This window comes from Kosakonia sp. BYX6, from assembly GCF_038449125.1.
Taxonomy (GTDB): Bacteria; Pseudomonadota; Gammaproteobacteria; order Enterobacterales; family Enterobacteriaceae; genus Kosakonia; species Kosakonia calanthes.
The window spans coordinates 881,709-896,203 of record NZ_CP151800.1 but is presented as its reverse complement, the minus strand read 5'-3'; the positions used below and the strand labels follow the sequence as shown (position 1 = coordinate 896,203).

14 protein-coding genes are annotated in these 14,495 nt (G+C 54.3%); 4 read left to right on the top strand and 10 right to left on the bottom strand.

All coding sequences use genetic code 11. From position 1 onward, the window contains the following. Positions 1 to 2: 2 nt before the first annotated feature. Both dsbC and xerD read right to left on the bottom strand, forming a co-directional pair. The gene (gene dsbC, locus AAEY27_RS04225) at positions 3 to 716 is read right to left on the bottom strand and encodes a bifunctional protein-disulfide isomerase/oxidoreductase DsbC (RefSeq protein WP_342323670.1); all 714 of its coding nucleotides are present in this window, start codon (positions 714 to 716) and stop codon (positions 3 to 5) included. Between the two features lie 24 nt (positions 717 to 740). After that, positions 741 to 1,637, bottom strand: a complete 897-nt coding sequence (gene xerD / locus AAEY27_RS04220) for a site-specific tyrosine recombinase XerD (protein WP_342323669.1) — start codon at positions 1,635 to 1,637, stop codon at positions 741 to 743. 99 nt (positions 1,638 to 1,736) lie between these two features. Here xerD and fldB point away from each other — a divergent pair, with 99 nt between their 5' ends. Continuing rightward, complete coding sequence (gene fldB / locus AAEY27_RS04215; protein ID WP_342323668.1) at positions 1,737 to 2,258, top strand: flavodoxin FldB; 522 nt, start codon at positions 1,737 to 1,739, stop codon at positions 2,256 to 2,258. 19 nt (positions 2,259 to 2,277) lie between these two features. On the opposite strand, the gene AAEY27_RS04210 is transcribed toward fldB, so the two are convergent. Both AAEY27_RS04210 and sdhE read right to left on the bottom strand, forming a co-directional pair. Beyond that, positions 2,278 to 2,694: a protein YgfX gene (locus AAEY27_RS04210; RefSeq protein ID WP_342323667.1), complete on the bottom strand. Its 417-nt coding sequence runs from the start codon at positions 2,692 to 2,694 to the stop codon at positions 2,278 to 2,280. Continuing rightward, positions 2,675 to 2,941: an FAD assembly factor SdhE gene (gene sdhE / locus AAEY27_RS04205; RefSeq protein ID WP_342323666.1), complete on the bottom strand. Its 267-nt coding sequence runs from the start codon at positions 2,939 to 2,941 to the stop codon at positions 2,675 to 2,677. Before sdhE ends, AAEY27_RS04210 begins: the two co-directional genes overlap by 20 nt. A 247-nt stretch (positions 2,942 to 3,188) precedes the next feature. On the opposite strand from sdhE, the gene ygfZ reads away from it, so the two are divergent. Continuing rightward, positions 3,189 to 4,169, top strand: coding sequence for a tRNA-modifying protein YgfZ (ygfZ, locus tag AAEY27_RS04200; RefSeq protein WP_342323665.1), 981 nt, complete (start codon positions 3,189 to 3,191; stop codon positions 4,167 to 4,169). A gap of 62 nt (positions 4,170 to 4,231) precedes the next feature. On the opposite strand, the gene trhA is transcribed toward ygfZ, so the two are convergent. After that, the gene (gene trhA, locus AAEY27_RS04195; RefSeq protein ID WP_342323664.1) at positions 4,232 to 4,891 is read right to left on the bottom strand and encodes a PAQR family membrane homeostasis protein TrhA; all 660 of its coding nucleotides are present in this window, start codon (positions 4,889 to 4,891) and stop codon (positions 4,232 to 4,234) included. A 232-nt stretch (positions 4,892 to 5,123) separates the two neighbouring features. On the opposite strand from trhA, the gene AAEY27_RS04190 reads away from it, so the two are divergent. After that, positions 5,124 to 5,852 (top strand): MurR/RpiR family transcriptional regulator, encoded by a 729-nt coding sequence (locus tag AAEY27_RS04190; protein ID WP_342325456.1) that lies wholly within the window; start codon positions 5,124 to 5,126, stop codon positions 5,850 to 5,852. A gap of 115 nt (positions 5,853 to 5,967) precedes the next feature. Continuing rightward, positions 5,968 to 7,401, top strand: a complete 1,434-nt coding sequence (locus AAEY27_RS04185) for a 6-phospho-beta-glucosidase (RefSeq protein WP_342323663.1) — start codon at positions 5,968 to 5,970, stop codon at positions 7,399 to 7,401. Positions 7,402 to 7,471: 70 nt separating this feature from the next. On the opposite strand, the gene AAEY27_RS04180 is transcribed toward AAEY27_RS04185, so the two are convergent. The 5 genes from AAEY27_RS04180 to ubiI all read right to left on the bottom strand — a co-directional run bounded on the left by AAEY27_RS04180 (position 7,472) and on the right by ubiI (position 14,494). After that, positions 7,472 to 8,215: an SDR family oxidoreductase gene (locus AAEY27_RS04180; RefSeq protein ID WP_342323662.1), complete on the bottom strand. Its 744-nt coding sequence runs from the start codon at positions 8,213 to 8,215 to the stop codon at positions 7,472 to 7,474. Between the two features lie 62 nt (positions 8,216 to 8,277). After that, entirely contained in the window at positions 8,278 to 11,151 is a 2,874-nt protein-coding gene (gene gcvP, locus AAEY27_RS04175) for an aminomethyl-transferring glycine dehydrogenase (protein ID WP_342323661.1), read from the bottom strand. Between the two features lie 211 nt (positions 11,152 to 11,362). Beyond that, complete coding sequence (gcvH, locus tag AAEY27_RS04170; RefSeq protein WP_342323660.1) at positions 11,363 to 11,752, bottom strand: glycine cleavage system protein GcvH; 390 nt, start codon at positions 11,750 to 11,752, stop codon at positions 11,363 to 11,365. Positions 11,753 to 11,775: 23 nt separating this feature from the next. Continuing rightward, positions 11,776 to 12,870 (bottom strand): glycine cleavage system aminomethyltransferase GcvT, encoded by a 1,095-nt coding sequence (gene gcvT, locus AAEY27_RS04165; RefSeq protein ID WP_342323659.1) that lies wholly within the window; start codon positions 12,868 to 12,870, stop codon positions 11,776 to 11,778. A 421-nt stretch (positions 12,871 to 13,291) separates the two neighbouring features. Beyond that, on the bottom strand, positions 13,292 to 14,494 hold the full coding sequence (gene ubiI, locus AAEY27_RS04160) for an FAD-dependent 2-octaprenylphenol hydroxylase (protein ID WP_342323658.1): 1,203 nt from the start codon (positions 14,492 to 14,494) through the stop codon (positions 13,292 to 13,294). Position 14,495 lies beyond the last annotated feature (1 nt).

Here is a 14,495-nt window from a genome sequence, read left to right as displayed (position 1 = left end):
AATTACTTACCGCCAGTGGCTTTTTGATGTTGATCGAGGAAGGCTTTCATTTCAGCAGGTGCCTGATAGCCCGGAACGAGATAGCCATCTTTCAGCACAATGGCGGGCGTGCCATTGACGCCAAACTGCACGCCCAGCGCGTAGTGGTTGGCAATATCAATATTGCAGCTGGCTGGTTTCACGCCTTTGCCTTCCATCGCATCATCAAAGGCTTTCTTCGGATCTTTCGCGCACCAGATAGCTTCCATCTGTTTTTCGACTTCGCTTGGCACGCCCTGACGAGGGAAAGCGAGGTAGCGCACGGTGATGCCCAGCGCGTTGTAGTCCGCCATTTCGCTGTGCAGCTTCTGGCAGTAACCGCAGGTGATATCGGTGAACACGGTAATGACATGTTTTTCTTGCGCCGCTTTGTAGACGATCATCTCTTTTTCCAGCGCGTTGAGATGCGGCAGCAGCATTTTGGTGGTGACGTTCACCGGTTGCGCACCGCTGACATCGTACATCGGCCCCTGAATGATATGTTTGCCGTCTTCGGTCACATACAGCACACCGCTGTTGGTTAAGACGGCTTTCATTCCGGTAATTGGAGCGGGCAGGATTTCGGAACTCTGTACACCCAGTTTCGCCAACGACTGTTTGATAGAAGCGTCATCGGCATGCGCTGCGCCAGTAAACGCGGCGGCCAGCAAGGTGAACATAATTAAACCATTTTTCATAACACATCCTTAGATTGTCAGCACTCACGCCCGCGGGTGATGCTGTTGATGAAGCTTGCGCAGTCGCTCTGTCGCCACATGCGTATAAATTTGCGTCGTCGAAAGATCCTGATGCCCAAGTAACATTTGCACCACGCGCAGATCCGCGCCGTGGTTGAGCAAATGGGTGGCAAATGCATGGCGCAAAACGTGGGGCGACAATTTTTCGCTATCGATCCCCGCAAGCGTTGCGTAATGCTTAATACGGTGCCAGAAGGTCTGCCGCGTCATCTGTTGCGCGCGCTGGCTCGGGAAAAGCACATCAATCGATACACCGTTAAGCAACCACGGGCGACCATATTCCAGATAATTTTCCACCCAGTAGATCGCTTCTTCACCAAGAGGCACCAGACGCTCTTTGTTGCCTTTACCAATCACCCGAAGCACGCCCTGGCGCAGGCTGATATCGCTCATGGTCAACCCCACCAGCTCAGAGACGCGAAGCCCGGTGGCATATAACACTTCAAGCATCGCTTTATCGCGTAACTCCAGCGGTTGGTCAACCGCGGGCGCTTGTAAAAGCCTTCCCACCAGCGTTTCGCTTAAGTCTTTTGGCAGGCGCTGAGGCAGCTTCGGCGAGGCCAGCAAGGCACTGGGATCGTCGCTGCGGATTTTTTCCCGATACAGATATTGGAAAAAACGCCGCACGGCGCTCAGCAGACGCGCGGAACTTGTCGCTTTATAGCCGCCTTCAACGCGCTCGGCCAGCAGTGTTTGCAGGTCATCGCTCTGCGCGCTTTCCAGGCTACTTTCGCGATGATGCAGCCACTCCACCACGCTCTTTAAATCGCGGCGATAGGCGCTAAGCGTGTTTTCCGCCAGGTTATTCTCAAGCCACAGAGCATCAAGAAATTGTTCGATACGTGCGAGATCCTGTTCCATCCGCCCACTCCTTTTCACAATCGCTGCATTATGCCTGATTGCCGCCTGATTCTGGTACACTGCGTGCGAAGACACATAAAGAATCGAGATGTTTACGTTATGAATATCGGTCTGTTTTATGGTTCCAGCACTTGTTACACCGAGATGGCGGCGGAGAAAATCCGCGATATTATCGGGCCGGAACTGGTGACACTACACAATCTGAAAGACGATGCCCCCGCCCTGATGGAACAGTATGATGCGCTAATCCTTGGCATTCCGACCTGGGATTTTGGCGAACTGCAGGAAGACTGGGAAACCATCTGGGATCAGCTCGACACCCTTAATCTCGACGGCAAAATTGTTGCCTTATACGGCATGGGCGATCAGCTCGGCTATGGCGAGTGGTTCCTCGACGCGCTGGGTATGCTGCATGACAAGCTGGCACCAAAAGGCGTGAGCTTTATCGGTTATTGGCCGACCGAAGGCTACGAATTCACCAGCAACAAGCCGGTGATTGCCGATGGGCAACTCTTTGTCGGCCTGGCGCTGGATGAGACCAATCAGTACGATCTGAGCGATGCGCGCATTGAGTCCTGGTGCGAGCAAATCCTGACAGAGATGGCGGAACGGCTGGTTTAAGCCACTGCCGTTGGCAAGGTCAACGCAACCCCTGCGCCGGTTTTTGTAAAATCATCCGGCGCAAATCGCGCCACTCCTGAGCATCCATACTGTCTGCCGCCAACCATAAATGCTGGCGACGCCCATCCTCTTCGCGGCGTAAACGCAGCATCATTCCGCTGCGCACCATCCAAGGGGTACCGACGATATCCCACTCGACGCCCTGCCAGCGCAGGCGGGAATCCATCAATAATTTGATCTCGCCATGGCAAGCGTTAATACGCCGTTGGCTACGTACGCAGTCAAAAACGACCAGCGACAACAACAGTAGCCACAGCGGCGTATAGCTTAGCGGCCAGGGCATCAGCAAGACGAGAGCAGCCACCAGCCCATGAAGCAGTAGAGAGAGCCATTGTGCGCGCCACGAGACGCGTAACTCAGATTGCCACAGGACCACGTTCCCGATTCCGTGTTTGAATTAACTGCACCATTCTTTGCAACTCCGCGTCCTGGGGTTTGCCATGATTCATTAGCCAGTTGAATAAGTCCGGGTCGTCGCTTTCCAGCAAACGGACAAAGAGATGCTTGTCATCGTCGCTCAGCGAGTCGTACTCATGTTCGAAAAAAGGCATGATGGAAATATCGAGCTCACGCATTCCGCGGCGGCACGCCCAGTGAATACGGGCTTTGTTGTTAATATCCATGTTCTTCTCCCTGCATCGGCATGATGGCCACATTGTAACGTGTTTTTAATATTCCTTTTGCGGAATATTTAACTTCACGAGCCTGCTTCCAGAATAATTCGCATAGTTTGCAAAAATATCATTCAGCTGCGTAACGTTTCGCAAGACTTGCACAATGGCACAAATCGCATGCTTTATCGCTTGCAATGAACAATGGCTCTTTTACCATTAAGTACCCACACAGCGTTAAGCTAATCAGGACATTATTATGGCTTTTACTCCATTTCCTCCGCGCCAGCCGACCGCCTCTGCACGTCTTCCGCTGACGCTTATGACGCTCGATGACTGGGCACTGGCGACGATCACGGGCGCAGACAGCGAGAAATATCTGCAAGGCCAGGTGACCGCAGATGTCTCGACAATGGCGGCTGAGCAGCATCTGCTGGCGGCGCACTGTGATTCTAAAGGCAAAATGTGGAGCAATATGCGGTTGTTCCACTATAAAGACGGCTACGCATGGATTTTACGCCGCAGCGTGCGCGAATCGCAGCTGCGCGAATTGAAGAAATACGCCGTGTTCTCCAAAGTCGCCATCGCCCCGGACGACGAACATGTTCTGCTTGGCGTGGCTGGTTTCCAGGCGCGTGCCGCGCTGGCGAATCTCTTTACTCATCTGCCAGACAGCGAAAAGCAGGTTGTACAGGACGGCGAAACGACCATTCTATGGTTCGAACATCCGGGCGAACGTTTCTTGTTAGTCACCGATGTTGCTACTGCGCAAACCGTAACAGAAAAACTGCGCGGGGAAGCGCAACTTAACAATAGCCAGCAATGGCTGGCGCTAAATATTGAAGCAGGGTTGCCGGTTATCGACGAGGCGAACAGCGCCCAGTTTATTCCACAGGCAACGAACCTCCAGGCGCTGGGCGGTATCAGCTTTAAAAAGGGCTGTTATACCGGGCAGGAGATGGTCGCGCGGGCGAAATTCCGCGGTGCCAATAAACGCGCGCTGTGGTACCTGGCAGGTGCCGCCAGCCGTGCGCCGGACGCAGGTGAAGATCTGGAATTGAAGATGGGTGATAACTGGCGTCGTACCGGCACCGTGCTGGCGTCGGCAAAGCTGGATGATGGGCGCGTTTTAGTTCAGGTGGTTATGAATAATGACATGGAACCTGGCAGCGTATTTCGTGTACGCGACGACGCCAATACCTTAAGTATCGAACCGCTGCCTTATTCACTCGAAGAGTAATCTTCAGGAAGAATAAGCAATTTTGAGCCGGGCATGGCGCAAACGCCGCCCGGCAATATCGCTTAAACCTGCCCGACGTACAAATAAATCGCAAGGAAATGGCAGACGCTGCCGCCAAGGACAAAACCGTGCCAGATCGCGTGGTTGTAAGGGATGCGTTTGCAGACGTAAAAAATCACACCGAGCGAGTAGACCAGGCCGCCCACCGCCAGCAGCGTTACGCCACCAACCGACAGCCGCGTAGCAAGTTGATAAATCACGATCAACGACAGCCAGCCCATCGTCAGGTAGGTCACCAGCGATAGCACTTTAAAACGGTGAGCGATGGTGAGTTTAAACAGGATCCCCAGCAGGGCGAGGCTCCAGATAACAATCATCAACCCGCGCGCCAGCGGCGAATCCAGGCCGATCAACAAGAATGGCGTGTAAGTTCCGGCAATCAGTAGATAGATGGCGCAGTGGTCAAATTTCTTCAGCCACGTTTTGGCGCGCTGATGCGGAATGGCATGGTAGAGCGTCGATGCGAGAAACAGCAAAATCATGCTGCCGCCATAGAGCGCGTAACTGGTGATAGCCATCGTACTGGCATTGCTGTCCACCGCCTGCACCAGCAGTAGCACCAGCCCCACAATGCCAAACACCAGCCCGATACCATGGCTGATGCTGTTGGCAATTTCCTCTGCCAGTGTATATCCCTGTGCGATTAACGGTTTCTGAACCATAGTTAACTCCAGCAGAACTCAAAAAAAACGACGCAACACTAGAGTAACTGAGAATGATTCCAGTGCACACCTGTACGCTAAAAAATATCGTGTCTAAATATTGAGTGCCTGCGCGTTGCGCAAAAATCGGGGAAACCCGGTCACAGTTATGGCAGCATGAGGGGCACATTTGCACGCCACAAGCCAGCAGGGCTGGCTGCGTTAACAGAAAGCAAAGGACTCCGCCGTGACGATGTTTACCCACTCCGCTATCGCCAGCCTCAATAATCTGGAGATGATGGTCTATAACTTTGTGGTCAAAAATCGCGACAAAGTGATGTATATGACGATCCGCGAACTGGCAGACGCGGCGGGCGTTTCAACCACCACGGTGCTGCGTTTTTGTCGCAAGCTCAACTGTGAAGGTTACTCTGAGTTTCGCGTGCGTTTTAAATTGTATTTAGAACAAAATGAAGCACCGCAGGCAAATTTCAGCGCCAGTGAAGTAATGAGCTTTTTTAAAAGCGTGAATAACGACGAATTCGATAAATTATTGGATAACACCGTCGATATCATATTATCTTCCGAACGCATTATATTTGTCGGCGCAGGCACATCAGGAGCACTGGCGAAATATGGCGCTCGCTTCTTTTCTAATATTGGAAAATTCAGCAACCATATCGACGATCCTTATTTTCCGGTCACCAACGATATGGCGAAAAATGCGCTAGCAATTGTCCTTTCCGTTTCAGGTGAAACCGAAGAGATCCTGCGCTTCGCCAGCCAGTTCAGCCTTCATCACTGCAAAGTGCTTTCCATTACCAGCCATGAACATTCGCGGCTGGCGAAACTGGCGGACTTTAATATTTCGTGGCATGTCCCGCAAACGCGTATTACAGGCGGTTACGATATTACGACGCAAATTCCGGTGGTTTATATTCTGGAATCGCTGGGGCGCAAACTGGCGAAGAAAATAGCATAAAAAACAGGGTGTTTTTTCGGTGTAACAAATTACCGAAGCGGCAATTTGTTATATCGTGACATTCATTTCGCCTTTGCTAGACTCGTTGGCAGCCAATATGACGAGAAGAGCAACGATGAAAAAACTGACCTTACCAAAAGATTTTTTATGGGGCGGTGCTGTCGCCGCGCATCAGGTTGAAGGCGGCTGGAATAAAGGCGGCAAAGGTCCAAGCATTTGCGACGTGCTGACCGGCGGTGCGCACGGCGTGCCGCGCGAAATCACCCAGCAAGTGGAAGCGGGCAAATACTACCCGAACCATGAAGCCGTCGACTTTCACGGTCACTATAAAGAAGACATCAAGCTGTTCGCGGAAATGGGCTTCAAATGCTTCCGCACCTCTATCGCCTGGACACGCATCTTCCCGAAAGGCGACGAGCACCAGCCTAATGAAGAAGGCCTGAAATTCTACGACGACATGTTTGATGAGCTGCTGAAATATAACATCGAACCGGTCATTACCCTTTCCCACTTCGAAATGCCGCTGCATCTGGTGCAGGAATACGGCGGCTGGACCAACCGTAAAGTGGTCGATTTCTTTGTACGCTTCGCGGAAGTCGTGTTTGAGCGCTACAAAAACAAGGTCAAATACTGGATGACCTTCAACGAAATCAACAACCAGCGTAACTGGCGCGCACCGCTGTTCGGCTACTGCTGCTCTGGCGTGGTCTACACCGATCATGAAAACCCGGAAGAGACCATGTATCAGGTGCTGCATCACCAGTTTGTTGCCAGCGCTATGGCGGTGAAAATCGGTCACCGTATCAATCCTTCCATGAAAATTGGCTGCATGTTGGCGATGGTGCCGCTGTATCCCTTCTCCTGTAAGCCGGAAGATGTGATGTATGCGCAGGAATCCATGCGCGAGCGCTATGTTTTCACCGACGTGCAACTGCGAGGTTACTACCCGTCCTATGTGTTGAACGAGTGGGAACGCCGCGGGTTTAACATCCAGATGGAAGCAGGCGATGACGCCATTTTGCGCGAAGGCTGCTGTGATTACCTCGGTTTTAGCTATTACATGACCAACGCGGTGAAAGCCGAGGGCGGTTCCGGCGATGCGCTGTCCGGTTTTCAGGGTAGCGTGCCAAACCCACACGTCAAAGCGTCTGACTGGGGCTGGCAGATTGACCCGGTGGGTCTGCGTTACGCACTTTGCGAGTTGTACGAGCGCTATCAGAAGCCGCTGTTTATCGTGGAAAACGGCTTTGGTGCTTACGATAAAGTCGAAGAAGATGGCAGCATCAACGATGACTACCGCATCGATTACCTGCGCGCGCACGTCAAAGAGATGGTCGAAGCGGTGACTTACGACGGTGTTGATCTGATGGGTTACACCCCGTGGGGTTGCATCGACTGCGTCTCTTTCACCACCGGCCAGTACAGCAAGCGTTACGGCTTTATCTACGTGAACAAACACGATGACGGCACCGGTGATATGTCACGCTCTCGTAAGAAGAGCTTCAATTGGTACAAAGAGGTGATTGCCAGCAACGGCGAAAACCTGTGATGTTCTGCCGGATGGGGGCTTCGCCTTATCCGGCCTACAAGAAATCCTCACCCCCACGGGTGGGGATAAATTATTTGCCCCCGGCCAAATCCAAAAAACTGCCCGTCACATAAGACGCTTTCTCGCTTAACAACCAGGCAATGGCTTGTGCCACTTCTTCCGGTTGTCCGCCGCGCTGCATTGGAATGACGCTGCTCATCCGATCAACACGCCCTGGCTCACCGCCGCTGGCATGCATCTCCGTGTAGATAAAACCAGGCCGCACGCCGTTAACGCGAATACCGCTCGCTGCGACTTCCAGCGATAAACCGGTGGTCAGCGTATCGACCGCCCCTTTTGATGCCGCGTAATCAACATATTCCCCTGCCGCACCGAGCCGAGCCGCTGCGGAAGAGACGTTAACAATCGCGCCGCCCTGCCCGCCATGTTGTCGGGACATGCGCTTCACCGCTTCGCGACAGCAGAGAAAATAACCGGTCACGTTTGTTGCCAGTACACGGTTAATACGCTCCGCACTCAGATTTTCCACCCGGCTTTGCTGAAACAGGATCCCGGCGTTATTGACCAGCGCCGTCAGGGGTAATTGCTCACGGTCGATACGCGCGAACATCGCTTCAACCTGCCGCTCATCACTGATATCGGCCTGCACGGTGAAGGCTTTCCCGCTCTGCGCCGTGATAGCCGTAACCACATCGTCAGCCGCGTGTTCGTGAGTGTGGTAATTGACCGCAACGGTGTAGCCCTCCTGAGCCAGCAGCAGCGCGGTTGCCCGGCCAATCCCGCGGCTAGCGCCAGTTACTAATGCAATCGTCATCTGTTTCTCCAAAAATAAAAAAGGACGCCGAAGCGTCCTCAAAAGATAGCTGAATCAGTGAATTACTGGTATTCGCTCATCGGCACACAGGAGCAGAACAGGTTACGGTCGCCGTAAACATCATCAAGACGTTTCACGGTCGGCCAGTATTTGTTCGCCATGCCCGCCGGGAACACCGCGAGTTCGCGGGTGTAACCGTGGTTCCACTCCGCAACCAGTTCATTTTGCGTATGCGGGGCGTTAACCAGCGGGTTATCGTCCAGCGTCCACTCGCCCTGTTTCACGCGGTCAATCTCGCTGCGAATCGCCAGCATCGCGTCGATAAAGCGATCCAGTTCGACTTTGCTCTCTGATTCCGTCGGTTCCACCATCAGCGTCCCCGCCACCGGGAACGACATGGTCGGCGCATGGAAACCGTAGTCGATCAGGCGCTTGGCGATATCCAGTTCGCTAATGCCGGTCTCTTCTTTCAGCGGACGAATATCAAGAATACATTCGTGCGCAACGCGACCATCGCGACCGGTATAAAGCACCGGGAAGGCGTCTTTCAGGCGACTGGCAATATAGTTGGCATTGAGGATCGCCACCTGGCTGGCGTGTTTCAGCCCTTCAGCCCCCATCATGCGGATATACATCCAGCTGATCGGCAGGATCGACGCGCTACCGAACGGTGCTGCGGAAACCGCGCCCTGGCGGGTCAGCATGCCTTCGATTTGCACCACGCTGTGACCGGGTACAAACGGTGCCAAATGCGCTTTCACGCCGATTGGCCCCATACCCGGCCCGCCGCCGCCGTGCGGAATGCAGAACGTTTTATGCAAGTTGAGGTGCGACACGTCCGCGCCGATAAAGCCCGGCGAAGTGATACCGACCTGCGCGTTCATGTTTGCGCCATCCAGGTAAACCTGACCGCCAAACAGATGCACCACTTCGCACACTTCGCGGATGGTTTCTTCATACACGCCGTGCGTAGACGGGTACGTCACCATAATGCAGGACAGGTTATCGCCCGCCTGTTCTGCTTTCGCGCGCAGATCGGCCAGGTCGATGTTACCGTTTTTATCACAGGCAACCACCACCACTTGCATCCCCGCCATTTGCGCCGAGGCAGGGTTAGTGCCGTGCGCGGAGCTTGGGATCAGGCAGATATCACGATGACCTTCGTTGCGGCTTTCGTGGTAATGACGAATCGCCAGCAGACCCGCGTATTCGCCCTGCGCGCCGGAGTTCGGCTGCATGCAGAGCGCGTCGTAACCGGTCAGTTTCACCAGCCAGTCGGACAATTGCGCAATCATCTGGTGGTAACCTTCCGCCTGATCTGGCGGGCAGAACGGGTGCAATTCGGCGAATTCCGGCCAGGTGATCGGGATCATTTCCGCAGCAGCGTTCAATTTCATGGTGCAGGATCCGAGCGGGATCATCGCCTGGTTCAGCGCCAGATCTTTACGCTCCAGCGAGTGCATATAACGCATCATCTCGGTTTCGCTGTGGTAGCGGTTAAACACCGGATGGGTCAGGAAAGCATCTTCGCGCAGCATTCCCTGCGGAATTGAACGGCTGTCGAGCGCGACATCTTTGTCCAGCGCATCGATATCCAACCCGTGGCTATCCCCCAGCAGCACGTCGAACAGCGCCAGCACATCTTCGCGCGTGGTAGTTTCATCCAGCGTAATACCGACAGCATTCAGAATGTCGCTACGCAGGTTGATCTCGTGCGCTTCCGCACGCGCCAGCACCGCCGCTTTATCCGCCACGTCGACACACAGGGTGTCGAAGAAGTGCGCATGACGCAGTTTCAGGCCGCTTTGCTGCAAACCGGCAGCGAGGATATCGGTCAGGCGATTAATCCGACCGGCGATGCGTTTCAATCCTTCCGGGCCGTGGAACACCGCATACAGGCTGGCGATATTCGCCAGTAGCACCTGCGAAGTACAAATGTTGGAGTTCGCTTTCTCGCGGCGGATATGCTGCTCGCGCGTCTGCATCGCCATGCGCAGCGCCGTGTTTCCGGCGGCGTCTTTTGAGACACCGATGATGCGGCCTGGCATTGAGCGTTTGAATTCATCTTTCGCGGCAAAGAATGCCGCATGCGGGCCACCGTAGCCCATCGGCACGCCAAAACGCTGCGCGGAGCCAAACACAATGTCGGCGCCCTGTTTGCCCGGCGCGGTCAGGTGCACCAACGTCATAAAATCGGCGGCGACGCTGACCACGATTTTGCGCGCTTTCAGTTCCGTAATCAGCGCACTGTAGTTATGCACTTCGCCGGTTGTACCGACCTGCTGGAGCAGCACGCCGAACAGATCCTGATGGTCGAGCGCTTTATCAGCATCATCGACAATCACGTCAAAGCCGAATGTTTCAGCACGGGTACGCACCACATCCAGGGTTTGCGGATGCACATCGGCAGCCACGAAGAAGCGGTTTGCGCCCTTCAGTTTGCTGACGCGTTTGGCCATCGCCATCGCTTCGGCGGCAGCGGTCGCTTCATCCAGCAGGGATGCGGAGGCAATATCCAGGCCGGTCAGATCGAGCGTGACTTGCTGAAAATTGAGCAAGGATTCAAGACGCCCTTGCGAAACTTCTGGCTGATACGGCGTATAAGCGGTGTACCAGCCGGGGTTTTCCAGCATGTTGCGCTGAATAACCGGTGGTAACTGCACGGCGGTGTAACCCATGCCAATGTAAGACTTAAAGCGCTTGTTACGGCTTGCAAGGGTTTTCAGTTCGGCCAGCGCAGCGAATTCAGTGGTGGACTCTCCCACCTGCGGTGGCGCGGCGAGCTGAATATCTTTCGGCACAATTTGCGCAATCAGTGCATTCAGCGAGTCTGCACCCACGGTGTTCAGCATCTCCTGCTGTTGCGATGCGTCCGGGCCGATATGCCTGCCGATAAATGCGGCGTGGTTTTCAAGCTGACTTAACGTCTGAGTCATGAGCGAGGATTCCTGAAACGTGCAGTGATATATAAAGCGAAAAGCTGGCTTTGGTTGTGTGCCCGATTGCCGGATGGCGCTAATACTTATCCGACTTACAAACCGGGCCGACGTCATGCTGTAGACCGGATAAACGCAGCCCCACCCGACCTACAAATCAAGCCTACGTCAACCTGTAGGCCGGATAAACGCAGTGCCATCCGGCACAACGTTATTCGTCTTCTAACAGCGCGGAATAACCTGTCGCATCCAACAGGGCGGCAACTTCCGCTTCGTCGCTGGCTTTGATTTTAAAGATCCAACCTTCGCCATACGGCTCGCTGTTTACCAGCTCCGGCGAGTCATTCAGGCTTTCGTTAACTGCGACGACTTCGCCGCTGATCGGTGCGTAGATATCCGAGGCCGCTTTTACGGATTCGGCAACGGCGCAATCATCGCCTGCGCTTACGGTCGCACCGACTTCCGGCAGGTCAACAAACACCATATCGCCCAGCAGTTCCTGCGCGTGTTCAGTGATGCCAACGGTATAGCTGCCGTCTGCTTCTTTGCGCAGCCACTCGTGTTCTTTACTGTATTTCAGATCGCCTGGTACATTGCTCATCGTATTCTCTCCAAAACAATAGGTTACGCGACGGCTTTGCCGGCACGCACAAAAACAGGTTTAGTGACTTTCACTGGCATTTCGCGGTTACGGATCTGCACAATGGCCGTTTCGCCGATACCCGCCGGCACACGCGCCAGCGCAATACTGTAGCCAAGCGTCGGCGAGAATGTTCCGCTGGTGATCACGCCTTTTTGCACAGTGCCTTGCGCGTCGGTGAACTGCACCGACAGCTCATTGCGCAGCACGCCTTTGTCGGTCATCACCAGACCCACCAGTTGCTCGGGGCCTTTTTCGCGCTGTTGTTCCAGGGCTTCACGACCGATGAATTCACGATCCTGCGGCTCCCAGGCGATAGTCCAGCCCATATTGGCCGCCAGCGGGGAAATACCTTCATCCATCTCCTGGCCGTACAGGTTCATGCCCGCTTCCAGACGCAGCGTATCGCGCGCGCCCAGACCGCAAGGTTTTACACCTGCGTTCAGCAGTTCCTGCCAGAAGCCGGCCGCTTTTTCATTCGGCAGCGCAATTTCATATCCGGCTTCGCCGGTATAACCGGTAGTGGCAATAAACAGATCGCCGGCTTCGACACCAAAGAAGGGTTTCATGCCCGCAACAGCATTGCGTTGTTCATCGCTAAACAGGCGCGCGGCTTTCTCTTGCGCATGCGGGCCTTGCACCGCAATCAGCGACAAATCATCACGCACGGTGATGTCGATGGAGAAAGGTTCAGCGTGTTGGGAAATCCAGGAGAGGTCTTTTTCGCGGGTGGCGGAGTTAACAACGAGGCGGAAGAAATCTTCAGTGAAGTAGTAGACGATCAGGTCATCAATCACGCCGCCGGAGGCATTTAACATGCCGGTATAAAGCGCTTTACCCGGTTTGGTCAGTTTCGCGACGTCATTTGCCAGTAAATAACGCAGAAACTCGCGGGTGCGGCTGCCTTTGAGGTCAACGATGGTCATGTGCGACACATCAAACATTCCGGCATCGGTTCGCACCGCGTGGTGCTCATCGATTTGCGAGCCGTAATGCAGCGGCATCATCCAGCCATGGAAATCCACCATGCGGGCACCGCTTGACGTGTGTTGTTCAAATAAAGGGGTCTGCTGAGCCATCTTTTCCTCGTCGAATAAGCTGAGCTATCACGTGTTTTGCAGCGCCAGGTGCGCCCAAAAAACCAGTGCCGACGCCTTTTCAGACGTCGACGCAAACGTTCTCTTTCGTCTGAACTTATCACCGAAAGCGGCAGTAAACCATAAGAGAAAATGGGTCATCACATTAGCTTATGACCATTCAAGCCAAAGATAACCACAGAGTAAAATTCTGGGTGAATGCCATTTAAGAACAATAAGCCGTCAGTAATGTACGCTCATTACGATGAGAATCAGGATTTCACACCATTTAAGAGTGGAAATTTCCACTATAAGAAAAACGCGACATGAGAAAATCTAATCCGAAAAATAGCGTGAAATTAGATTATTTCAAATGAGGAGGAAGGAGCCCTTCCCGAGGACGGGAAGGGAAAGTGTGACGCAGTTAACGTAACCACTCAGGCAAGTCATTAAGACCCAGCGCCTGACGTAATAACTGGGTTTTAACACCGGGAAGGGTATCGGCCAGTTTCAGGCCGATATCACGCAGCAGCTTTTTCGCCGGGTGGGTGCCGGCAAAGAGTTCGCGAAAACCTTGCATGCTCGCCAGCATTACCGCCGCGCTGTGTTTGCGGCTACGCTCGTAGCGGCGCAAGTAAAGATGCTGGCCAATGTCTTTGCCTTCACGGCTTAAACGGCGCAGTTCGGTAATCAGTTCCGCCACATCCATAAAACCGAGGTTCACCCCCTGCCCTGCTAATGGATGAATGGTGTGTGCGGCGTCGCCCACCAGCGCCAGACGATGTCCGGCGAACTGGCGCGCATAGCGCCCGGTTAACGGGTAAACCTGACGTTCGCTCTGCACCTCGCACAGACCAAGACGGTTATCAAAAGCAACGCACAGCGCCTGATTGAACTCGTCATCGCTTGCCTGTTGCATCGCTTTCGCTTGCTCCGGCGGCAGCGACCAGACGATGGAGCACAAATGCGGATCGCTGAGCGGCAGAAAAGCCAGAATGCCGTCGTTATGGAACACCTGGCGCGCCACGGCCTGATGGGGTTCTTCGGTGCGGATCGTCGCCACCAGCGCGTAGTGGTGATAATCCCAGAAGGTCAGCGGAATATCCGCTTTGTTACGCAGCCAGGAGTTTGCGCCATCTGCGCCCACCACCAGCCGGGCGGTTAACATGGTGCCATCTTTCAGGGTCAGAAACGCGTCGTTCTCACCCCATGCCACCTGCTGAAGTTCCGCCGGGGCGATGAGCGTGACATCCTTGCACTGCTGGGCTTTTTCCCACAGCGCCTGGTGAATCAACGCATTTTCAATAATGTAGCCAAGATGGTCGTAGCCCATGCTCTGGTCATCAAAAGTGATGCGACCGAAACTGTCTTTTTCCCACACTTCCATGCCGTGGTAACGGCCCACGCGCCGGGCGATGATGTTCGACCAGACGCCAAGGTGCGTCAGCAGCTTTTCGCTGGCGGCGTTAATGGCCGACACGCGCAACGCCGGAGGCGCGTCTTGATCCAGCGGCTCTGGTACCGTCTGCTCCAGCACCGCGACGCGTAACCCACTGCCCTGCAACCCACAGGCCAGCGCTAAACCCACCATGCCGCCGCCCACAATCGCAACATCAACACTCTGCACT

Bases quoted from the DNA above. Each gene is read 5' to 3' on its own strand.
- dsbC (WP_342323670.1), bottom strand. From the start codon at position 716: ATGAAAAATGGTTTAATTATGTTCACCTTGCTGGCCGCCGCGTTTACT.
- xerD (WP_342323669.1), bottom strand. From the start codon at position 1,637: ATGGAACAGGATCTCGCACGTATCGAACAATTTCTTGATGCTCTGTGG.
- fldB (WP_342323668.1), top strand. From the start codon at position 1,737: ATGAATATCGGTCTGTTTTATGGTTCCAGCACTTGTTACACCGAGATG.
- sdhE (WP_342323666.1), bottom strand. From the start codon at position 2,941: ATGGATATTAACAACAAAGCCCGTATTCACTGGGCGTGCCGCCGCGGA.
- ygfZ (WP_342323665.1), top strand. From the start codon at position 3,189: ATGGCTTTTACTCCATTTCCTCCGCGCCAGCCGACCGCCTCTGCACGT.
- trhA (WP_342323664.1), bottom strand. From the start codon at position 4,891: ATGGTTCAGAAACCGTTAATCGCACAGGGATATACACTGGCAGAGGAA.
- AAEY27_RS04190 (WP_342325456.1), top strand. From the start codon at position 5,124: ATGTTTACCCACTCCGCTATCGCCAGCCTCAATAATCTGGAGATGATG.
- AAEY27_RS04185 (WP_342323663.1), top strand. From the start codon at position 5,968: ATGAAAAAACTGACCTTACCAAAAGATTTTTTATGGGGCGGTGCTGTC.
- AAEY27_RS04180 (WP_342323662.1), bottom strand. From the start codon at position 8,215: ATGACGATTGCATTAGTAACTGGCGCTAGCCGCGGGATTGGCCGGGCA.
- gcvP (WP_342323661.1), bottom strand. From the start codon at position 11,151: ATGACTCAGACGTTAAGTCAGCTTGAAAACCACGCCGCATTTATCGGC.
- gcvH (WP_342323660.1), bottom strand. From the start codon at position 11,752: ATGAGCAATGTACCAGGCGATCTGAAATACAGTAAAGAACACGAGTGG.
- gcvT (WP_342323659.1), bottom strand. From the start codon at position 12,870: ATGGCTCAGCAGACCCCTTTATTTGAACAACACACGTCAAGCGGTGCC.